This window comes from Poriferisphaera corsica (assembly GCF_007747445.1).
Classification (GTDB): domain Bacteria; phylum Planctomycetota; class Phycisphaerae; order Phycisphaerales; family Phycisphaeraceae; genus Poriferisphaera; species Poriferisphaera corsica.
Map to the genome: position 1 here is coordinate 3,125,086 of NZ_CP036425.1, position 21,236 is coordinate 3,146,321.

At 51.6% G+C, this 21,236-nt stretch carries 17 protein-coding genes; 7 read left to right on the forward strand and 10 right to left on the reverse strand.

Annotation, left to right across the window (positions count from 1 at the left end; genetic code table 11):
* Nucleotides 1-24 precede the first annotated feature (24 nt).
* Complete coding sequence (gene glnA / locus KS4_RS12835; RefSeq protein ID WP_145078778.1) at nt 25-1,437, reverse strand: type I glutamate--ammonia ligase; 1,413 nt, start codon at nt 1,435-1,437, stop codon at nt 25-27.
* A 330-nt stretch (nt 1,438-1,767) separates the two neighbouring features.
* Nucleotides 1,768-3,147 carry a phosphomannomutase/phosphoglucomutase gene (locus tag KS4_RS12840; protein ID WP_145078781.1) on the reverse strand — a complete coding sequence of 460 codons (1,380 nt, stop codon included), beginning with the start codon at nt 3,145-3,147 and terminating at the stop codon, nt 1,768-1,770.
* 250 nt (nt 3,148-3,397) lie between these two features.
* On the opposite strand from KS4_RS12840, the gene KS4_RS12845 reads away from it, so the two are divergent.
* Nucleotides 3,398-6,796: a hypothetical protein gene (locus KS4_RS12845; protein WP_145078784.1), complete on the forward strand. Its 3,399-nt coding sequence runs from the start codon at nt 3,398-3,400 to the stop codon at nt 6,794-6,796.
* 222 nt (nt 6,797-7,018) lie between these two features.
* Nucleotides 7,019-7,519 carry a GNAT family N-acetyltransferase gene (locus KS4_RS12850; protein ID WP_145078787.1) on the forward strand — a complete coding sequence of 167 codons (501 nt, stop codon included), beginning with the start codon at nt 7,019-7,021 and terminating at the stop codon, nt 7,517-7,519.
* Between the two features lie 805 nt (nt 7,520-8,324).
* On the opposite strand, the gene metG is transcribed toward KS4_RS12850, so the two are convergent.
* The 3 genes from metG to KS4_RS12865 all read right to left on the reverse strand — a co-directional run bounded on the left by metG (nt 8,325) and on the right by KS4_RS12865 (nt 12,144).
* A complete protein-coding gene (gene metG, locus KS4_RS12855; protein WP_145078789.1) occupies nt 8,325-9,920 on the reverse strand; it encodes a methionine--tRNA ligase in 1,596 nt (531 codons plus the stop codon).
* A gap of 70 nt (nt 9,921-9,990) precedes the next feature.
* Nucleotides 9,991-11,190 (reverse strand): PepSY-associated TM helix domain-containing protein, encoded by a 1,200-nt coding sequence (locus KS4_RS12860; RefSeq protein WP_200761231.1) that lies wholly within the window; start codon nt 11,188-11,190, stop codon nt 9,991-9,993.
* A gap of 117 nt (nt 11,191-11,307) precedes the next feature.
* A complete protein-coding gene (locus KS4_RS12865) occupies nt 11,308-12,144 on the reverse strand; it encodes a type II secretion system protein (RefSeq protein WP_145078795.1) in 837 nt (278 codons plus the stop codon).
* A gap of 369 nt (nt 12,145-12,513) precedes the next feature.
* Between KS4_RS12865 and KS4_RS12870 the strand changes: the two genes are divergently transcribed.
* The 4 genes from KS4_RS12870 to KS4_RS12885 all read left to right on the forward strand — a co-directional run bounded on the left by KS4_RS12870 (nt 12,514) and on the right by KS4_RS12885 (nt 16,757).
* Nucleotides 12,514-13,794 carry a 3-deoxy-D-manno-octulosonic acid transferase gene (locus KS4_RS12870; protein ID WP_200761232.1) on the forward strand — a complete coding sequence of 427 codons (1,281 nt, stop codon included), beginning with the start codon at nt 12,514-12,516 and terminating at the stop codon, nt 13,792-13,794.
* Nucleotides 13,795-13,812: 18 nt separating this feature from the next.
* A complete protein-coding gene (proB, locus tag KS4_RS12875) occupies nt 13,813-14,952 on the forward strand; it encodes a glutamate 5-kinase (RefSeq protein WP_145078801.1) in 1,140 nt (379 codons plus the stop codon).
* Nucleotides 14,953-15,066: 114 nt separating this feature from the next.
* On the forward strand, nt 15,067-16,008 hold the full coding sequence (locus KS4_RS12880) for a tetratricopeptide repeat protein (RefSeq protein ID WP_145078804.1): 942 nt from the start codon (nt 15,067-15,069) through the stop codon (nt 16,006-16,008).
* Nucleotides 16,005-16,757 carry a hypothetical protein gene (locus KS4_RS12885; RefSeq protein ID WP_145078807.1) on the forward strand — a complete coding sequence of 251 codons (753 nt, stop codon included), beginning with the start codon at nt 16,005-16,007 and terminating at the stop codon, nt 16,755-16,757. Before KS4_RS12880 ends, KS4_RS12885 begins: the two co-directional genes overlap by 4 nt.
* A gap of 50 nt (nt 16,758-16,807) precedes the next feature.
* On the opposite strand, the gene KS4_RS12890 is transcribed toward KS4_RS12885, so the two are convergent.
* The 3 genes from KS4_RS12890 to KS4_RS12900 form a co-directional block, all read right to left on the reverse strand.
* Nucleotides 16,808-17,203, reverse strand: a complete 396-nt coding sequence (locus KS4_RS12890; RefSeq protein ID WP_145078809.1) for a ClpX C4-type zinc finger protein — start codon at nt 17,201-17,203, stop codon at nt 16,808-16,810.
* A gap of 105 nt (nt 17,204-17,308) precedes the next feature.
* Nucleotides 17,309-18,253: a hypothetical protein gene (locus KS4_RS12895; RefSeq protein ID WP_145078812.1), complete on the reverse strand. Its 945-nt coding sequence runs from the start codon at nt 18,251-18,253 to the stop codon at nt 17,309-17,311.
* Nucleotides 18,254-18,271: 18 nt separating this feature from the next.
* Entirely contained in the window at nt 18,272-18,715 is a 444-nt protein-coding gene (locus tag KS4_RS12900; RefSeq protein WP_200761233.1) for an ExbD/TolR family protein, read from the reverse strand.
* Nucleotides 18,716-18,986: 271 nt separating this feature from the next.
* Here KS4_RS12900 and KS4_RS12905 point away from each other — a divergent pair, with 271 nt between their 5' ends.
* Nucleotides 18,987-19,388: a DUF4870 domain-containing protein gene (locus KS4_RS12905; protein ID WP_145078818.1), complete on the forward strand. Its 402-nt coding sequence runs from the start codon at nt 18,987-18,989 to the stop codon at nt 19,386-19,388.
* Nucleotides 19,389-19,461: 73 nt separating this feature from the next.
* Here the strand turns inward: KS4_RS12905 and KS4_RS12910 are convergent, their stop codons facing one another.
* Both KS4_RS12910 and aroB read right to left on the reverse strand, forming a co-directional pair.
* Nucleotides 19,462-19,968, reverse strand: coding sequence for a GNAT family N-acetyltransferase (locus KS4_RS12910; RefSeq protein WP_145078821.1), 507 nt, complete (start codon nt 19,966-19,968; stop codon nt 19,462-19,464).
* Nucleotides 19,969-20,001: 33 nt separating this feature from the next.
* Nucleotides 20,002-21,099 carry a 3-dehydroquinate synthase gene (gene aroB, locus KS4_RS12915; protein ID WP_145078823.1) on the reverse strand — a complete coding sequence of 366 codons (1,098 nt, stop codon included), beginning with the start codon at nt 21,097-21,099 and terminating at the stop codon, nt 20,002-20,004.
* Nucleotides 21,100-21,236 lie beyond the last annotated feature (137 nt).

A 21,236-nucleotide genomic window follows, 5' to 3' on the forward strand; every position in this document is an offset into this window, starting at 1 on the left:
AAATCAACACCATCAGCCAACACGTTAGTTATCAAAATACATACAAAATTCATACGGGTGTGGCCGTGTACTTAGCGCACCAATCTCCATCTCCCGCTTGTATTTAATCCAATACCGAATCACATCCTCGGTAAACACATTCCCCTGAAGCAAGTACGCATGATCCTCCTCTAATGCGGTCAATGCATCGGATAGATCTCGCGGCACCTGATCAATCAACATCTGTTCCTCCGGCAACAACGTCTCCATCGGTTTGTCCATCGGCTCACCAGGCTCAATCTGATTCTTAATCCCATCAATCATCGCCATTGTTGTCGCTGCAAACGCCAAATACGGATTACATGACGAGTCTGGGCAACGGAACTCTAACCGCTTTCTCAGAGGATCATTCGAATACTGTGGGATACGGATCGTAGCCGTTCGGTTACGAGACGAATACGTCACATTCACCGGCGCCTCAAACCCCGGCACCAAACGCTTATACGAATTCGTTGTCGGATTCGTAAACGCGCACAACGAATTCGTATGTTTTAAAATCCCACCAATCGCCCACACCCCGAGCTTCGATAACCCGCCATAATGATGCCCGTTCATCAGATTCTCCCCGCCCTTCCATAACGACAAATGTGTGTGCATCCCCGATCCGTTATCACCAAAGAGTGGCTTCGGCATAAACGTTGCCGTCTTTCCATGCTTTGCCGCTATATTCTTGATGTAATGCTTCGCAAACATGATCGCATCCGCCATGTCCGTCAACCCCATCGCCCCAAGATCAATCTCCGCCTGACCACCCGTTGCCACCTCATGATGATGCTCCATCACCTTAATCCCCGCTTCACTCAGCATACTCACCATCTCACACCGCATATCTATCAGCGTATCAATCGGCGCACACGGGAAATATCCTTCACGCTGTCGCACCTGATACCCCTTATTCCCGTCATCATCTTTCCCCCGATTCCAAATCCCCTCCACACTATCCACCTCATAGATCCCATAGTTAATCCCCTGGTCGAACCGCACTCGATCAAATACAAAGAACTCAAGCTCCGGCCCGAACCGCGCTTCATCCGCCACCTCACTATCACGCAGATACGCCTCCGCCTTCCGCGCAACCGATCGCGGATCCCTCGAAAACCGCTTCTTCGTCACCGGATCTTTTACATCACAGATCATCGCCAGCGTCTTCGCTTTCATAAACGGATCGATCTGCGCCGTATCACTCACCGGCACGATAATCTTGTCTTCCTCATTAATTGCTTCCCAACCCCGTACCGCCGACCCATCAAATCCAAACCCCTCTACAAACGATTCCTGCACCAGATCCTTCGCCGGATACATCACATGCTGCCACAACCCCGGAAAGTCCATAAATCGGCAATCAACATACTCAATCTTTTTCGTCTTAATCAGATGCAATACCTGTATCGGCGTCATAGATCTATCCTTCGATTAGATAATACATACTCACGAACACTCAAGCCCACGACCGCCGGCCATGGGGTGTATGCAACACACATCCCACACCCCGTAATAACTCACAATCATACCTCAAACCCACACACCTCCCCCACCCCCATTCGACCATTTTCACTCTGTAATCCAAAATCCACCTACCTCCTGCCTAATCTTTAAGCATTGCCTAATAATCGCGCACTCTAGCCCATAAAAAAAGCCGACAATCCAAAGGTCATCGGCTTCATCTTAATCTTCAATTTTCGCTTGCGGCTTTTCTAGCACTAACATCTAGCACTAGCACTTGACAAATTAATGCCCTTCAGCAGGCGTACCCAAATGCGGCTCAAGTTCCTTCAACAACTTGTCCAAAGTCACCTTATCTTTCGCCTCAGCATTCAAACGCAACAGCGGCTCAGTATTCGACGCTCTCACATTAAACCACCAACCTTCACCATCAAACGCATCAATCGACACGCCGTCCAGCTCTTCGACTGTCGCCACTGAAGCATACTTATCCTTCAGCAAGTTCATCACACCAACTTTATCTTCAACCTCAAAGTTGATCTCACCTGATTGTGGATACTTGCGGTATGGCTCAACCAATTCGCTCAGCTTCTTACCCGTCTGCTCAAGCACACTCAACACGCATGCAAACGTAATCGCACCCGAGTCTGCATAGTTATTATCACGGAAGTAGAAGTGGCCCGACAGCTCGCCGCCAAACGCGCCTTCTGTCTCACGCAGCGCCGCCTTCATATTCACATGTCCCACCTTGCTTTTCTTTGCCTTCATTCCAAGACGTGCAATTGTTTCTTCCACAACCTTCGAGCTTCGCAAGTCATAAACAATCGTCGTCCCCGGATTGTCTTTCGCAAAGTAATACTCAGCCAGCATCGCGGTCATGTGATCGCAACCCACAACCTCACCCGTCTCATCCACCACCATGCAGCGGTCCGCATCGCCATCGAAGCATGCACCCGCCACAGCACCAATCTTCTTCACACCTTCCTGCGTCGGAATCATGTTCTCCGCCACAAGCGGGTTCGGCTCATGCACAAAGCCATTGCCCATCTCAAAGTAAACATCGCTGATCTCGAGATTCTCAACATCAAAGAACGCTTCAGGCACCAGCTTCCCAGCCATACCATTCGACCCGTCCACAAACACCTTCATCGGCTTCGTCAACGGCACCAAGAATTTCTGAATGTGCTTCCGGTACTCCGCCCAAAGATCCTTCACTTCAAACGACCCCGTCGGTTCAGGCTTCTCACCTTCAAACGCCTTCGCGATCGCTTCAATTTCCTTCAAACCCGTATCCGCACCCACAGGCCTCGCCCCGTCCTTCGAGATCTTAAACCCGTTGTAGTTGATCGGATTGTGGCTCGCCGTCGTCTGCACTCCGCCCACCGCCTTCAAGTAAGGCACAGCAAAATACATGAACGATGTATCACACATCCCAAGATCCACCACATCCATTCCCGTCGCTCTGATCCCCTCACTCATCGCCTTGCACAGCCCCGGCGAGTGCGGCCGCATATCACGGCTCACCAACACCAAACCCGTCTCACCACCATTATTCTTCTTCAGGTACTCACCCGTCCCATACCCGACACACCACGCAGCCTCCTCGTTCAAAGGCTCCGGATACGTCGCTCTCACGTCATACGCCTTGAAAATATTCCCAATCATCGAAATGACCTCTTCCTCTTTAAAACTGTTCTACGGATACCCAGCTGACAATCCCCTTCCAACTCAAATAAACCCACCCATAACCCCATTCAACCCGCCTAATCGCGGATTTCTACACTGGATAATACATCACTCGACCAATTTCAGCATCTCCACCAACAATTTCCTCACCCAATACCAACTTTCTCCCAAATACGCCCCATAAAAATCCAAACTTGAACTTTCCACCCCCAGACAGAACAATAACATCATGTACAAACGCGTTATCTTCGTCGGAGCCGCCCTCCTCATCAGCGGCATCATCCTCGCCATCGCCCTACTTGTCGATGTCACCACATCTCCGCGCGCCAACACCCCCTCCCCCACCGACAACAATATCCCCATCGAAGACATCCGCATCCCCGAGTTCAACCCCGAAGATGTCGTCGCCAATGTCGACGAGCTCGGCCAGCAATTCCCCAACCTCTCCAACGTCAAACTCACCATCATTGAGCCTGACCGCATCATTGGCTTCGGCTGGGATCGCGTCAACCCACAAGACGAAGGTTGGCTCGAACTCATCAAACCCGTCATCCGCATCAATACCAACCCTAACATCGCACCCGCCAACCAGATCGTCGTCGTCACCGCCGACCAAGGCCGAATCCTCGCACCACAACGCACACAACTCCGCGAAGCCCAACTCCGTGGCAACGTCATCATCACCGTCTACGAAGTCCCCGAAGGCGCCTCCATCGACTTCAACTCCAATCGTGATGTCCAAATCCGCCTCACACTCGAAAATATCGACTACAACGAGCAACTCCTCGAAGCCACATCCACCCGCGCCATCACCGTCGAAGGCCCGCAAGTCCTCTTCAAAGGCGAAGGACTCGAAATCCGATTCTCCGACATCAAAAACCGCCTCGAAAAACTCGAAATCTTCAAAGGCAAATCACTCTCCATCAAACCCGAAGCGCCGCCGAAACCCCAATACACGCTCCAACCCGTCACTCACCTCAACACCACTTTAAACCATCAACAAGATCGCCCCACCAACCCCGAGCCCACACCGCCAACCCCTTCATCCGCTCGCACTCCCAAAGCACCACAGTTCTACCGCACGCGATTCGAAGACGACATCGCCATCTCCACTGACAACACACAAACCCGTATCAATGCAGAAATCCTCGAACTCCTCTTCTCACTCGCCGCTCTCGATAACAAATCTTCCAGTAAAGACGATACCACTCCCTCACAACCCACCAAATCCACCCCTGCCACTGAACCTGAGACGCCCGCCGCAGACAACACAACCACCCCCACCCCATCACCCGACGCCCCCATCTTCGTCCCCGATCCCGCCAAAGATATCAACATCTACTGGACCGGTCGCCTTGTCATGGAGCCACAAGTCGTCCCACCAGCCGACCTCGCCGACGACCGCGACGTCCTCATGACCCTGCGCGGCTCCGGCATCAACCCCGTCAAAATCATCACCGCCAAAGGCGAGTCCGTCACAGCCTCCGACGTCTCTTATCTCCGCTCAACCTCACGCCTCGCAGCCACAGGCACCACCGCTCACCCACTCACGGTTATCTCCAAAGACGGCAAAATCTCCGCTCAAAAATTCCAGATCGATCAAGCCAAAGCCTCCGGCTTCATCACCGGCCCCGGACGCATCGCCGCCGAATCCGAAGATGCCAACATCAACGGCACAACCATCACCTGGCAAGACCGCCTCGACCTCGCCTTCTACCTCAAAGACAAAGCTCAAGACCGCGACCCCAACAACATCAACCTTGGCGAAATCGATCTCATCGACGCCGTCAAAACCGCAACCTTCCACGGCTCCCCCGTCATCACATCTCGTGATCTAGACATCAAAGCTACCGATAATCTCACCATCAAACTCTCACAAAAACAAGGCTCTCGCCAAAACCCGCTCTCCCTCACCGGCAACACTGCCGTCTCACTTTCCGCACGCAACAACAACCAAAACATCAACATCGATGCTGATAAACTCGATATCTCTCTCACACAAAACGCCGAAGGCAATACCGTCCCCTCACGAATCTTCGCGCAAGACAACGTCAAAACCGACGCACCTCAGCTCACCCTCGAAGCCGGCCTCCTCGACCTCACCCTCAACCCCGACAACCTCGACGATATTCAACTCACATCTAATACAAAGTTAGACGAAGCCGACACCAACCCTCAACCAGAAACCCAACCCACACCCGAACAACCCCAAGCAGACGAACCCCCAATCGTCACCTTCCCCAAATCTCCAGAAGAAATTCTCGAAGAATATAAAACAGCCGAAAAACCTCAAACACCTGAAAAACAAGACGAAACACTCGACCTCGCCACACTCAACTTCTCACGTCAATTCCAAGCCGTCCAGAAACTTGTTGCCGAGCACAACGTCAAAGTCCACATCAAAGACCAAGACATGAAAGCCTTCGGCGAACGCCTCGTCATCACCGGCGAAACTCAAGAACTCATCATCGCCGGCACAACCCAAAACCTCGCCGTCATCAACCACAACGACGCCACCATCACCGGCGAAAACCAAATCATTTGGCGAAACCTCACCAACAACGTCTTCATCCCCGGCAAGGGTTCCATGCAACAAACCCAATCCAATCCCGATAAAGACACACTCACCTCCATCACATGGAACAAATCCATGACCGCAAACCTTGCCACCGGTCAAGCCGACTTCGACGGCAACGTCCTCCTCATCTCTGACACCAAACAAGCCTCCCTCACACCCACTAACCCAGCCAACAACCAACGCAAAGAAGATGTCGTCGAACTCAAAACCGACACCCTCAACGTCAAATTCAGCACCAAAAACAACACATCTAATACTGTATTAGATCAAGCCAAAGAATCCTCAACCAACACCGACACACCACTCAACAACGTCGTCGGCAACAACAAAATTCAGTTCGCACGAGCCACCGGCCCATCCACCAAATTCACCGCCACAACCTTCGGCCTCAACAACGCCAACAAACGAACCACACAATTCCGCTTCACCCTCGCCGGTAACCGCGATATCTCATTCAACGGCCAAAACGAACGCATCAACATCATCGGCCCCGGCAACATCCTCATCGAAGACTATCAACCCCGCTCGCCCTCATCCCCCCAATCCACATCCACAGCAACCAACCCCATCGCGGGCATGCAGGTCACCGGCGAAGGCAAAACCGTCTTCACCTGGCAAAAATCTCTCACACTCGACGCCGCTCGCAATGACATGCTCATGGTCGGCTCAGTCTTCATGATCCACGAACCCGCCTCCGGCTCAGACACCGTCCAAATGGACGCAAACCGCCTCTATGCCAAGCTCAACGACGCAGGTGGACTCGGCTCATGGATGTCCGATGAAGGCTCGCCACAGCCCGACCTCCAACTCATCCGCGCCGACGGCAACGTCAAACTCCAATCCTCAGGCTACACCATCTACTCAAACGACCTCCAATATACCGGCGCAGATCAACTCATCCTCCTCTCCTCAAACGAAGGCGAAGAAGTCCGCGTCGAAGGTGGCAAGTATCCCATCCCACCCGCCAAGGAAATGGAATACGACGTCGCCAAAGACCGTTTCACCGCCCGCGACGTCACCGGCGGCTTCGTCCCAATCCCCCAAAACTAATCATCCCTCCCTCAATCTCACAACCCTCAAACCATACCCGCTTAATGGGTACTTCATCACACCAACTCAAGCTCAAGCCCATGACCTCCGGTCATGGGGTGTCAACACAACCAACATCCAATCACCTACTCAATCCCACCCAGAATCTAACTTCCAGTTAGATGTAGAATCAATCAGCCGCGACTCTTTAATCCCCCAAGCAAACACACCGGATTTCCTCTCATGCCCACCATCTACAACGTCCACGACCTGCCCGCACCCTCATCGAACATCACACTCGATGACGCGATCAACTACATCCACACCAAATGGGGCGGCGAATCAAACTTCAATTTCTACCAAAACGCCATCCGCCATTCCTCCACCACCGCTCTGCCCCAGTTCTTCATCATGCTCGACGACGCTCCCCCCTCCAATCAAACCATCATCGGCTGCTCCGCCCTGCTCACCAACGACCTCATCTCACGTCAAGACCTGTACCCCTGGATGGCCTGCCTTTTCATCGAGGAATCCCACCGCGGCCGCGCCCTTGGCAACCTCCTCTCCGAACGCGCCGTCACCGCCGCCCACGCCGCCGGCTACCCCAACATCTACCTCTACACCGATCACGTCGGCCTTTACGAAAAGTACGGCTGGACCCATCACACTGACGCTTACAACCCATTTGAAGCCACCCCCTACCGCGTCTACACAAAATCCACAGTTCCTCCTTCTACAACCTAACACACATCACGCTTAATCCGATATGATTCTCCCAAGCCTGCCACCGCCGGTGGCAGGGTGTTTGAAACATGCACCATCGTTACCTGCACCAACAACAACCCCATCGCCCTCCTATCGCCCCCTCGCAATCGGGTTTTGGAATAAGACGCGACCTCAATAGCGGCCAACCTAACCAACGATTAGAAGCACCCACAAAACTACAAAACAAAACGCTACTTTATCAGGGGGCTGATACGGTCGCTTTGCCTTCGCCTCAATCCTGTCGCCGCCAGTAGCCGGATTATACGAAGCGCACACCATCGCTATCTTCCCCATAGCTCCCGTGTAACCGAGTTTTAAAAGGCGCCCCAATAACGCAAAACTAATCAATGATTAGACGAAATCGTAAAACAATAATACAAAACGCGCGCACAAATCGACATGTGTTTTTGCGTGCGCGTTTTGCAAACTTCCCAAAACTCATCATTTCGCAACTTTTCTTAGCCAATTCCCATCGTTTCCAATCCCAAACAGCTCAAAACTCATGTTTTTTTATCCACACCCCTTTTCTCCACAACTTCCACACACACAACCTAACCGTAAGTTAGGTATGCACTTGCAACAACCGCCGCACATAACACACAACTTTTGTGCGCACATCAATTGTGAACGAAATCTTCATAACTCAATTTGTGCGCACAACCCCACCATCACCTCAGACCACCATCACAAAAAAACCGCCCCATCAGGAGCGGCTCATCAGCTTTCAATTTCACACCCAACCCCCGCTTGCGATCTATCCAGAGCTTAGCCCCTAGACCCTGATTTACTTCCGGGGAACCTGATATCGCATGAACAGTGGATCACCCTTCTGGATCTCCGTGCCCGGCTGCAGGTGACCCCACATCGCCCACTGATCCAACTTGCCTATCCCATTGTCAGCCAAAGCTTTGCCGTAATCCGCAAAACCAATGCGGCCCCAGAACACTTCAACCTTATTCGGGATCAACGGCCAGAGTAGCACCGATGCGACGCGTAATGCCTCAGTACAGTTGTACAAAATCGTTCCCACTTCAGGCATCTTCTCTGGATCCTTCGCCAACTTAAAAGGTGCTGTTCGCTCGATGTAGTTGTCGATCGCCCGCACGATTTCCAGCGCCGCACCCGCCGCCTTCTCGATATGCAAGCTATCCATCGCTGCCTTGTATTTACCTAAACATTGTTCAGCAATATCGTTATATTCCTCTGACAACGGTACGTGTGGGCCATGCTCCGGACATTTCCCATCGAAGTATTTACCGATCATGTTCGAGATACGTGAGCCGCAGTTCCCAAACGTGTTTGCCAAATCGCTGTTATATGCCTCAATAAAGCGTGCTTCAGAGAAGTCGGAATCGGTCGCCCCAATCGGCCCCTTCGTTGCGAGGAACCAGCGAAGCGCATCCAAGCCAAAGGTATCGACATAGTGATCGATTTTCTTCAGATCGATGAAGTTACCAAGTGACTTACTCATCTTTTGGCCTTCACTGATGAAGAAGCTGTGAGCGTAAACCACCTTCGGCAAAGGCTTTTCGAGTGCCATCATGAGCGCCGGCCAAATCGCGGCATGGAACCAAAGGATATCCTTTGCCATGATGTGAACGTCCGCCGGCCAATATTTTGCCCGCTCATCCGTATCCACAGCAGACAAATAGTTAAACAGCGCATCGACCCAGACATAGATCGTGTGCTCTTCATCGCCGGGGATTGTGATCCCCCAATCGGTCATGCCGGTACGGGTCATAGGGACGTCGTGCAGGCCGTCCTTGATGCGAGCGACAATCTCGTTCTTACGCGCTGCCGGCTGCACATCAAATTCATAACCATTGACTACTTCGCCACTTTCAAGAAGTTTCAGAAGCTCGCCCTGATACTTGCTCAGCTTGAAGAAGTAATTTTCTTCGGTTTTGCGAACCAGCGGTTTGCCATTGACCGGGGATTTGAAGTCGTATTCTTTGGCTTTGTTTTCAGGAACATATTCTTCCTGTCCCGCGTCGTACCAGCCTTCGTACTCGCCGAGATAGACATCACCCGAGTCGAGCAGTTGCTTGACGTATTTGGTGACTTTGATTTTATGGCGATCTTCGCTGGTGCGAATGAAATCATCGTTGGACATGCCAAGTCGATTAAAGGTTGCCTTGAACGCATCGGCGTTCTTGTCGGCCCATTGCTGTGTTGTAAATCCTTGCTCTGCAGCAGTATCGACGACTTTGGTTGCGTGTTCGTCGGTGCCGGTGAGGAAGAAGGTATCTTTCCCGAGTAGGCGGTTGTAACGGGCCATAACGTCGGCAATCAGCGTTGAGTAGACGTGCCCGATATGCGGCTCGCCATTGACGTAGTAGATGGGTGTGGTGACGTAATAGGTGTTCTTGTCCTGATTCATGGCCTAATTGTACGATCCAGCGGGTGAATGGGAAAATTGTTGCATGAGATGTGGTGAGCGTGGTTTGCTATCAGGAGGCGGCGGACTCGAGGCTAGCTTCTTGCTGCTTCCGGGCGAGTTTGAATTTGCGGCGGGATTGCCGCTTTTTGAGGTAGAGGTAGAGACCTGAGATGAAGAGGACGCTGGGAACGAAGCCGAGCAGGACGTAGAACGCTTGGGAGAACGGGCCGGCCCATGTGCCGAAGTGGAGCCAGGTTGACCAGTCCATGAGGACGGAGCCGAGGGGTTGATTGCTGCCGGTTCGGTCGGAGATGCGCATGATGACGCCGCCCTGCCGGGCGAGTGTGATGGTGTATCGGCCGGGGACGGATTCATCCGTGGGTCGGCCGACGAAATTGACACGCTGTGGTTTATCGACAGGTGCTTTCAGGAAGAGTGCGCCGTAGATTTCAATGTCATCACGTTGCTGTTGTGCAGTGGTGAGCATTTGGCCTAACGGTTGGATAGGCGCATTCAGATCGACCTCGGCTGCTACGGTTTGCGGTTGCGGGATGATGGCATCAACGATGGGTTTAAAGATGATGTATGAGCCTGTGATGGTGGTGACGATGAGGAAGATGAGTGATGTGGCGCCGAGGAGGCCGTGTATGTCCCAGGCTAATCGACGAATCGATTGGAGATTGATTTTAAATCGTTGTTTGAAAAGCTTGGGTTTGAGTCCGGGCCACCAAAGCCAGAGGCCTGAGGCGAGTAGGAGGATCGCGAAGATGGATGCAAAACCGTTGAAGAACCATCCAGGAATCTTGGCGAGCCAGTGCATGTGTACGGCGTAGATAAAATTGAAAAATGTACCGTAGTAGGGACGGTCACCGAGTACTTGGTAGGTGATTGGGTGGACGGCAACTTCACGTATCTGATCACCCCAGCCAAGGTTGTCGGTGTTGTCGGGGCGGTTGATATACATGACGTAAACATGGGCATCTTTGGAGAGATAGATGCGTGCGATGTCACGGTCGGGGTAGAGATCGGTGCCTATCTGGTGAACGCGTTCGATGCCTTGCGTGTTGTCGATTTGAGAGAGCTGTTGCGGGGTGAGGTCGAGCTCGTGAAATTGAGGGGTGAGGGTCTCGTTGATTTGCTCGTGGAATACGAGAATGGAGCCGGTGAGTCCCATGACGAGGAGGTAGAGGCCGACGGAAAGGCCAAGAAGCAGGTGTATGTAGTACACGCTGCTTCTGAGGAATCGTTTGATAGATCTTTTAGGTTTCATGGGGTGATCCGCTCGAAAATACGTGATCTTGGAATGATTTGGTAGCTGGGGATAGGCTGCGAGACACCGCATGGCCGACGGTCGTGGGCTTGAAAGAATCGGTGAAGCGTCACGAGCCTATTCAAGATCAAAGAGGTCGTCAGTGGTTGGATCGTCATCACCATCGATGTCGCCGAGATTCAAATCTTCCAGTTGATCTGCGGTCACGGAGATGCCGTTGTATGAGTAAGAACTACGTATGATTTTTGGTGTATAGGATTCGACGTGGCCATCAGCCCAACTCGTGTTACCGTTTTTTGAGTGGCGGCCGTGAAGCGCAGGTGCGCCTGAACCAAGATAGTTGGGAGACTGAAGGAAACCCGCGGTGGCTAATTGAAGATTACCACCCGAAACGTTCGGCTCTGCGGCATCACCAAAGAGGACGGTTTCTGTCGCATTTTTGATCATTGAAGCTTTAATCAATGGATAAACGATAGGTGGGTCACCTTCGTAGAAAGCTGCCGTGGGATGAAACGCACCCATGTAGTAGTGGTTGTAGCCGTAACCTGTTTTATTGGAGCCCGCGCGCGTGCCTTGGGTGGGGTCCTCATCGTTCCATGAAGGACAGGATTGAACGGTGCCATCTTGAAGATAGTCTTTGAAAAAACTGGAATTGGGTTCGGTGTCGTTTGAGCCGGGGATTTGTTCGCCCCACCAGTAACGCCAACCGCCGGGCGTGTTGAGATTGACGTAATCATAGCCAGGCATCACCCAGTCGTTATATTCGGCAACATAAACGGCCCATGAGATGCCCATCTGGCGGAGGTTGGAGCCACATGCGGCGGAGAGTGCGGTTTTTCGGGCAGCACCGAGAGCAGGCAGAAGAATGCCAATAAGCAATGCAATGATTGAAATAACAACTAGCAATTCGATTAGCGTGAAAGCATGATTCTTGCGGCACAAGCGATGGATCATGACGGATCTCCCATTAGGCGTTTGTGTGTGATGGTCGTTTATGTTGTGATCGTACGGAAGCCATACGGTTCGAAGGGGACAACACAGGCTGCTGCCACATTCAGAAAGAAGGCTCTGTAGGAATGAACGCACAGCGCCACAAATTATTGCACTTGCGATTCATTCTCAATTTAACAAACCTCAACGACAAGTCAATCGTATGACTTGCATACGATTTGACGTGGAAAACCAGAAAATATTGATGACTATTGGGGAATTGCGATAGACGCGTAAGAATCCGAATGCGGATTAGCTTGGATTGGGCTTGCAATCGGGGGAAAATTTGGCTGCTGTCTTAGACGGGATAAAACACGTAAAATGAGGTTTATGATGATTTTGCGTGACATTGCATATGGGGTTGGAGGGCTGCTGTCGGCTCCGATTTGGGGCACGGCGATGCTGAAGACGGGGAAGTGGCGGACGGACTGGGCAGGTAAACTGCTGGGTCGTGTGCCTGAGATGAATACAGAGGACGTGGCGGGGGAGAAGCCCACGGTGCTGATTCATGCTGTGTCGGTGGGTGAGGTGATGGCGACGCGAACACTGGTGGATTCCTTGGAGAAGGATGGAGCGCGGGTTGTGTTAGCGACGACGACGAATACGGGGTTTGAGCGGGCAGTGAAGTTGTTCGGGGAACGGCTGATGGTGGTGCGATACCCTTTGGATTTTTCGTTTGCGGTGAAGCGGTTCTTGGGTGAGGTGAAGCCCGATGTGGTGGCGCTCATGGAGTTGGAGGTTTGGCCGAATTTTGTGGGGATGTGCGAAAAAATGGGGATTCCGGTAGCGGTCATCAATGGGCGGCTTACAGAGCGGTCATACGGGCGGTATTTGAAAGTAAGGGGTTTGATTGCGGGAACGTTTGAGAAGCTCAGTGTGGCGGCGGTGCAGACCGATGCGTATGCGGAGCGGTTTAAAGGTTTGGGGGCGCGGGATGAGGTGGTCCAGGTATTGGACACGATGAAGTGGGATACGGCGAAGATTGAAGATGAGGTTGAGGGGAGCGAATCGCTGGCAGAAGAATTTGGGCTAGACCGTGGGAAGTTAACAGTGGTGGCAGGGTCGACAGGGCCAAGCGAAGAGGCGATGTTGATCGAGGCGGTGAAGGGACTTGAGCAAGATGTCAATCTGATTCTGGTGCCTCGTAAACCCGAACGGTTTGATGAAGTTGCGGGGCTAGATGGGGGAATTGTGAGAATGACGCGGATTCGCAAAGGCGAGAAGCATGCTAATCCATCTATCTACCTATTAGACACGATGGGTGAATTGCGGAAAGCTTATGCTTTGGCGGATGTGGTCGTGGTTGGGAGGAGTTTTAATGGGTTAGGCGGATCGGATTTGATTGAGCCGATTGCGCTTGGGAAAGCAACGGTGATGGGTGAGAGTTACTATAATTTTGCGGATGCGGTTGACGCGTTTGTGAATGATGGGGGGATAAAAATAACAGATGAGACGGGGCTAAAGAGTGCATTGACGGAACTGCTTGACGATGAGGGGAAGCGAGAGGCGATGCGGGAGGCGGGACGTGGCGTGATACGGCGCCGGATGGGTTCGACGCGGCGACATGTTGATTTACTGCTGGGGCTTGTGCGTGATGAACGTACAGCGAAGTGATAGACGGAAAGATTTACAATGCCATCGACTGAGTTAAGACAGAGTGTTTTGAGTGGCGCGAAGCGTGTGGTCGTGAAGATCGGTACGCAGTTACTGACGTTGCCTAAAGCGGAAGGAGGTGGGATTAACAAAGCGTTTATTAATGGGTTGGCCAAGCAGATCGCGGGCCTGAGGGAGAAGGGTGTGGAGGTAACGCTGGTCTCAAGTGGTGCGGTGGGTGCTGGGTGTGTGGAATTGGAAATGACGGAGCGGCCAAGTGATGTAGCGGGGCTTCAGGCAGCGGCAGCGATCGGACAAAGACGGCTAATGGATCTGATGCATAAAGCATTTGAGAAGCATGGCATTTCAGTGGCTCAGATCTTGTTAACGCGGACAGATTTTGATGACCGCACACGGTACCTGAATATTCGCAACTGCATTCGTAAACTGCATGAGTACGGGACGCTGCCGATCCTGAATGAGAATGATACGGTGTCGGTGGATGAATTGCGGTTTGGCGATAATGATATGTTGGCGGCGTTAACGTGTAATGCGCTACGGGCGCAGGCGGTGGTGCTGCTAACGTCGGTGGATGGGTTGCTTGACGAACAGATGCAGGTGATTGATTTGGTAGACGATGTGGACAAGTTCATGAATCTGACGAATGATGATGAAAAGACATCATGGGGCTCAGGCGGGATGGGTTCCAAGCTGGAAGCAGCGAGGCTGGTGACTGATGCGGGGGATGTGGCGGTAATTGCATCGGGGCGAGAGAAAAGTATTTTATTGCGGCTGATGGATGGTGAAAAATTGGGAACGGTACTCTTGCCTGCTAAGCGCAAGTTAGCCTCAAAACAGCGATGGATCGCCTTGACCAAACGGCCTGCGGGGACGCTGGTGGTGGATGAGGGGGCAGCGAACGCACTGATCGTGCGTAAGAAATCATTGCTGGCATCAGGGATTGTCAAGGTGAGTGGCCGATTTGAGAAGGGTGATATACTTGCGATTAAAACAGAAGGCGGCGATGAAATCGCACGTGGTCTGACGAACTTTGACCATGAAGATTTGAAGCTCATCGCAGGTAAACGATCGGATCAGTTTGAGAAAATACTGGGTCGGGTGACATATGCGGAGGTGATCCACCGGGATTATCTGGTGATGCGCAATGGTGCGGGGTGATTTGATGTTTTTATCAAAAAGTCTGGGGTTTACCTAAACCGAATAATCGATACAACCGATTCATTTGACGAGGACGTTCTATTTATTGGACGAGGTGAATGAGAGGTTGCGATTTTGAAGGTTCGCAAAAAAACACATGAAGAGCGGCTGAGCCGCATTGGCGAGGATTGCCGAAGCGGTGGTGCTGCACGCGCGGAATTGGAGTTATTCAGTTGGCTGCGAGATGTGGATTGCCCGATCGAGGCCAGAGTACTTTTGGGAGCGATGTGGGCAAAGCGAGGTGAAATTAAGGCGGCGAGAGGCTTATTCAGGCATGTACATGAGAAAGGTGCCGCCCAGTGTGATTCAACATCACTACAGTTATTGATTAGTTTGCTGATGTCATGTGATTTGATGGCGGCAGCGAGAAAATTGGGGCAAGCGATATATGACACATGGGGTGATCGTGCGGAGGTGCTTCAGTGGTTGAAGTTAATGGAAGTGCCGGGCGCTGAAACGTTGGGGATGGTGCATGAGCATGAAGCGGAACAGTTGGCCAATGAATTACGGGTTCAGTTTGCGAATGATGCGGGAATGGTGTGGAGTCTTGTATATGCGCTCAAGCATGAAATGAAAGTGAAGTCGGCGCTGCTGCTTCGTAAAGGGTTATTGCGCGTGGTGGATGGGATTGTGAATGATCAAGCGAAAGTAATTGCGTGCTGGTCGCTGGCTGAGCTCGCGATGCTGATGGGGGATCATGAGGACGTCAGAAAGTGGGCGGAAGCCGGGCTGTCAATTGATCCGTATCATGCGGCGATGGCGATTCTACTATCGCAAACTGGGGAACCTATTGCGACTAATATCGCGCGAGAAAAATTGGAAGTGGTAGCCGAGGCGCATCCTGCGTACCCAGATGTACGGTCGGCTCTGATACGAAGGCAGTTTGCAGATGGGTATATTCATGATGCTAATCGTGCAATAGATGAATGGCTCAAGAATGATCCGGGCAATCGATTGGCAGAGAAACTGCGTGACAATGCATCGGCGACAGAAACACACGAAGGGGTAGCGGCATGAATGTACATTGGATGAGTTTTGATGTGCGAAAAGAAGACGCAATTGAGGCGGCGAGACTACATGCGAAGCGTGGCGCCCATGCTGACGCTGAATATATCTATGGGGCGATGTTGCTCTCATGGCAGGATGATGGGGCGATTTGGCTGGAAGCGGGTGAGATTGCGGCAGCTGTGGGTGATTTGGAATTAGCTTGTGAGCGGTTTCGCCATGCTGTCAATTGCGGGGAAGCTGATATTGCGATGCGTGGATTGAATTTGCTGGGCAAGGCCTTGCTGGAGTCAGGGCAAATGAAAGAAGCGGCGCAAGCCTGGTTTGAGTTAACGCGATACAATCTCAAATCAAAAGAGGCATGGGCAGGATTGACTGTGTGCGGATTTGTCACGGGGCGAAATAGGTTAGCGAAAAAGGCTCAAAAAAGACTCATGAAGTGTGCGAGCCAATCAACACGGCGTAAGCTGTTGGCGGAATTGTGGGCCTATGCGACGGCTCACCGAGCTAGTCAAATCGGTCAATCAATATCGCATTCAAAATCAATACTTGGCGACTTGGTGGCCGATGCATGTAATACACTTGGACGAGCTCGGTCAGAGTACCCAATGCGGGCGGATGTGCATTTTCATTACGCCTCAGCTAACCGTTGGTTAGGTGAAAAAGTGAAGGCAATGCGAGCAATTGAGGATGCAGTGGCAATCAATGAGCGATACAAAGCGTCGCTTGCGTTGAAGGAAGCGTTACAGCTCGCAGCTTAGTGCGTCTTCTATCCAGATCCTTTCGTTGCTATGCGTAAAATCGAGCTGGTTTAGCTCTTTATGGGAGGATATTTGGCGGGGTCCCATTTAAAATCGATGTCTTTGTCTTTGTGGAATGCCTTGGCGGCCTGACGAATATCATCCCAACAAATGTGAGCGTTTTCGTTGAGACCTTCTGAAGACGTGGGATTTGAATGTTGCCAATGCTTAGTGCCTACAGGCTTATTTTGCAAACACATAGCGCAGTCGAATTCTTCTTCGGCTGGTGCTGCGGCATCTAGTGCTGTTTGAAGACAGGACAGACAGATGATTGAGCCGTGGTGGCCTTCGATCATGGGAATCACTTCGTCCCAATCCGTGCCGCAGAAATCACAAGAGATGACGATGTAGCCGTTTTCTTCGCGTTGCATGGAGGAAGGGTAACAGGGAGATCGCTGGTTGTCCATGCGTTGATTAGGCGAGTTAAGAGTCTTTATATACACCGTGTTTATGGGTGAAATGCTGTGAGTTAGACAATGCGATTTAGGTGGGGAGAAAAGATGGGAAGGAAACTAGCCGCGGAGAAGGATGGTCACTTCCATGACGACGGTGTTGTATTTTTTCAGGCCGGGGCCTGATGCTTTCCATGAGTAGAGGCTGGAGAGGACGGGGCCGTCAACATTGGCAAAACCAGCTTTGGAGGTGACTTTGACGCGAACGACTTCACCTTTGGGATTGAATTCGATGATTGCCACGGGGTTACGTGCCGAGCGGAGTGTGGTGAGGATGGCTGCGACACTGAAACGAGGGAGTTTGGTTATCACCTTGACGTCGCCGTAAGCAAAGACGGCTCCGGGCTGAATTCTGAGATTTCGAGCGACAAGTGCGGTGGGAGGCGATTCCATCTCACCCTTTGGTGAGCTGGTAGGACGGGCTTTTGAGTTTGGCGCACCGACTTGCGTTTGGACAGCATTTGTGGTGTCGGGCGAATCTTTCTCGGCATCGCCTTCGGCGGCTTGATCGGATGGTGTGACCATAGCGATCTGCACTTCTGGTGTATCGCTGATGGGTATGTTGTAGGGCTGCTTGGCTGCGGTTGCCTCTTCCTGATCCTGCTGATCCTGCTCAACCATCTCGATCGGTTGGATCGTCTCAGATTGGCTATTTGGCGCGGGTTCGGTGGCGTCGATGATCATGGGGGCGCCGGGAACGGGTGTCACCTTGGTTTGGACAGCGGGTTGTTCGGTGATCGTTTTAGGAGCGATGAGTTCTTTAAAATCTTCGTAGGGGATCCAAGCGACGGAGGTAATGTCCAGACCTTCTTCGCCAACATACACTTCGTTGTCGGGCTTCTCTTTTTCCTGATCTTCAAGCGGTACGACTTCAGCGAGTTCATCAAGCGGTTTGAGAGATGCAGCACGTAGGCCTTGAATAATCACGGGCCAGAGCAGCGCATGAATAAGCAGCGCCCAGATGAGGCCTAAAGCGAGGGGAAAATTGGGATCGCGTTCCTGCATGGTGTGGTGATGGTCGGTTTATTCGGGCGGGCCAGCGAAGCGGAAATCTTTGACGCCTGCGTTTTGTAGTTTCTGAACAAGATTAAGAATGAGCGGGCCACGGTCGACTGCGGTGATATTGCTCGCGTCGATCTGAGTATCACCCTCGACTTCCATTGCGACAACGACAAGGGGTTGTTCCTCGAGTTGGCCGACTTCGCTGAGTTTTAATTTGAATAGCTCGTTGGTGATTGGTTGCTGGTTGATGTAGTACTGCCCTGCCCTGTCGATCGTAATGGCGACAACCTTTACATCGTTGAGTTTCTGTCCGGTATTGACGCCGGCCAGCTTAACAGGGAGGAACTCAACACGAACAACGAGTGTGTAGATGAAGAACGTAAGCAATAGAAAAATCACATCGATCATGGGGGTCATTTCGATGCGTGTCGAGAGGTCAGTTCTTCGAATTTGCCTGATTCGCATGTGACTCATCGTAACGTATTATCCCTATAGTTGCATGGTTAAATTGGAGGCCAAATAACCAAACCAGCCATGCGGATTGCTGAACCGCCATCATCGGGTTTTAGACAGGCTGACAGTAGTATTGAACTCGACAGATCAGTAGACAGACATAAATAATTCACATTTTCAACACACAGAGCTACAATCTGTGATGGGTGTATGCACGTTTATTTTAGACGTCGACCGAGTTGAAACGATATTTCAAACCGGGAGCACGAAGGGATACTTAAGAATGACTGAAGAAAATCAATCAAATGAGCCTCAAGAAGAAAACTCACCAGCAGGGTCTGAAGAGAACAAATCTGAGCTGACCGCTGATGAAAAAACCATGGGTATGCTTTGCCACCTACTCGGTGTTTTTACGTGGTTCTTAGGGCCACTGATCATCTGGCTGATCAAGAAAGACGAATCGGCGTATATCAACGATCAAGGCAAAGAAGCTTTGAACTTTGGGATTACGATGATGATTGGGTGGGTCGTGAGCGTGATTGCCGCCATTGTTAGTTTTGGCATTCTCTTTTTCTTGCCGCCAATTGTGGCAATCGGAGGCTTGGTGTTCTTTATCATCGGCACCGTGAAAGCTAACGATGGGATCAAATACCGATACCCGATCTGCATTCGCCTGGTTCACTGATATACATCAGAACTGAATAAAGAAAAAAGCGCACGTTAAACGTGTGTTTTTTTATATATTGCATCAAACTCATTTACAGGTCATCGAATTCGGACACGTAGTGAACCGTACCGCCCAGATCGGGAAGTGTCGCGGGATCTAATGTCAGGATTTGAAAAGCATCACCGCCACCGAAGGTGTCGGACAAACGATACTTGGAAGCAGGCATGAAGCCGAACCGATTGTAGTAATTGGGATCACCGAGCACGACGATGAAGCCCGCTTTTTTTTCTGTACAAATACGAATGCCTTCATAGATCAGAGCGCTGCCAATACCTTGCTTTTGCAGATCAGGCAGGACAGCGACAGGTGCGAGACCGATGCCGTGTGCGAGTGTTTGCTTGCCGCGGATAATGGTGACGGGCGAGAAAGCGATGTGGCCAACAACACGTCCGCCAACTTCAACAACCAGTGAAATACTCAGCTTATGCTTCTGACGCAAGCGGTTGATCAACAGTGACTCGGAAGTACTACTAAAAGCAGCCTGATTGAGCATAAAGATTTCAGCTTCATCTTTGGTTGTCTCAAGCCGGATCTGCATTTCTCACTCCGTATTCAGCAGGCTAATGATTGATTAGTCGTTCACAGTAATCGCGTTCCATGCAGCAACAATCGCTACGTCTGGCGTATCATCAACAATCGACACCGCCCCAATTCTGTCAGGCAAAACAAGCCGGATCTTGCCATCAGCCACTTTTTTGTCGTGCCGCATGACTTCGATCAGTTTTTCAGCATCAGGCAGCTTTGCTTCGCATGGCAAACCAAGGGCCTTTTGCAATTCGATCAAGCGAGAAAGAACGTCTCCATCGCAACGCCCTGCATCCACCGCAAGCTGAGTCGCAGCAACCATACCAAGTGCGACCGCTTCACCATGCTTGAAGGTGTTGTAGCCGGTTGACGCTTCAATCGCATGAGCAAAGGTGTGCCCAAAATTGAGGTGAGCACGCTCACCAGCTTCTTTTTCATCGTTCATCACAACAGTCGCTTTGATCTGCACATTCCATCGAACAAGTTCGACCATCGTGTTTTTATCTAGCGATTTAATTTTGTCTGCATTGTCGTGAAGCCATTGGAACAGTTCGGGATCACGAATCACCCCGTGCTTAACACACTCTGCCAGACCGCAAAGCAACTCACGCTCTGGAAGTGTGCTGAGCGTTTCAGTATCGATCAGAACAAGGTGCGGCTGATGGAAAGCGCCAACAAGATTTTTGCCCTGCGGCATGTTCACGCCTGTCTTACCGCCCACCGATGCATCAACCATCGCAAGCAACGTCGTCGGACATTGCACGAATGGAACACCGCGCAGATACGAACTCGCCACAAATCCCGTCACATCACCGGTGATACCACCACCGACCGCGACAACCGGGCTTTTGCGTTCGAGCTTTGCATCAAGCAATGCCGAGTGCAGCTTGCTAAATGTTTCTAAATTCTTGTATTCCTCACCCACCAACATCACTGGCGAGGTCATCTCATAGCCAGCCCCAGCCATGGACTCGACCGCCTTCTTGCCCCACGTCTCTTGAACATTTTCGTCAATGATGCAGGCCGCAAGATCGTGCTTGGCCAATTGCATCACGCGCTCCCCCAGCTCACTCAACAAGCCTGGCGCGATGACGATCTGATATCGGGTATGGGGAAGAACAAGGTCAACGATGGCAGGTTGCATGGGATGAGCCTTCCTGTGTCACATTACTGCCGTCAGGCAGGGATTCTCAGCGTTTGACACATGATAACGGGGGCAGATGGAAATGCCGAATATCCTCCTGTGCGGCTATGAATCGAGTCTTTAAAGCCGCCAAGATG

Coding starts and splice junctions, on each gene's coding strand:
- glnA (WP_145078778.1), bottom strand. CDS start 1,437: ATGACGCCGATACAGGTATTGCATCTGATTAAGACGAAAAAGATTGAG.
- KS4_RS12840 (WP_145078781.1), bottom strand. CDS start 3,147: ATGATTGGGAATATTTTCAAGGCGTATGACGTGAGAGCGACGTATCCG.
- KS4_RS12845 (WP_145078784.1), top strand. CDS start 3,398: ATGTACAAACGCGTTATCTTCGTCGGAGCCGCCCTCCTCATCAGCGGC.
- KS4_RS12850 (WP_145078787.1), top strand. CDS start 7,019: ATGCCCACCATCTACAACGTCCACGACCTGCCCGCACCCTCATCGAAC.
- metG (WP_145078789.1), bottom strand. CDS start 9,920: ATGAATCAGGACAAGAACACCTATTACGTCACCACACCCATCTACTAC.
- KS4_RS12860 (WP_200761231.1), bottom strand. CDS start 11,190: ATGAAACCTAAAAGATCTATCAAACGATTCCTCAGAAGCAGCGTGTAC.
- KS4_RS12865 (WP_145078795.1), bottom strand. CDS start 12,144: ATGATCCATCGCTTGTGCCGCAAGAATCATGCTTTCACGCTAATCGAA.
- KS4_RS12870 (WP_200761232.1), top strand. CDS start 12,514: ATGATTTTGCGTGACATTGCATATGGGGTTGGAGGGCTGCTGTCGGCT.
- proB (WP_145078801.1), top strand. CDS start 13,813: ATGCCATCGACTGAGTTAAGACAGAGTGTTTTGAGTGGCGCGAAGCGT.
- KS4_RS12885 (WP_145078807.1), top strand. CDS start 16,005: ATGAATGTACATTGGATGAGTTTTGATGTGCGAAAAGAAGACGCAATT.
- KS4_RS12890 (WP_145078809.1), bottom strand. CDS start 17,203: ATGGACAACCAGCGATCTCCCTGTTACCCTTCCTCCATGCAACGCGAA.
- KS4_RS12895 (WP_145078812.1), bottom strand. CDS start 18,253: ATGCAGGAACGCGATCCCAATTTTCCCCTCGCTTTAGGCCTCATCTGG.
- KS4_RS12900 (WP_200761233.1), bottom strand. CDS start 18,715: ATGCGAATCAGGCAAATTCGAAGAACTGACCTCTCGACACGCATCGAA.
- KS4_RS12905 (WP_145078818.1), top strand. CDS start 18,987: ATGACTGAAGAAAATCAATCAAATGAGCCTCAAGAAGAAAACTCACCA.
- KS4_RS12910 (WP_145078821.1), bottom strand. CDS start 19,968: ATGCAGATCCGGCTTGAGACAACCAAAGATGAAGCTGAAATCTTTATG.
- aroB (WP_145078823.1), bottom strand. CDS start 21,099: ATGCAACCTGCCATCGTTGACCTTGTTCTTCCCCATACCCGATATCAG.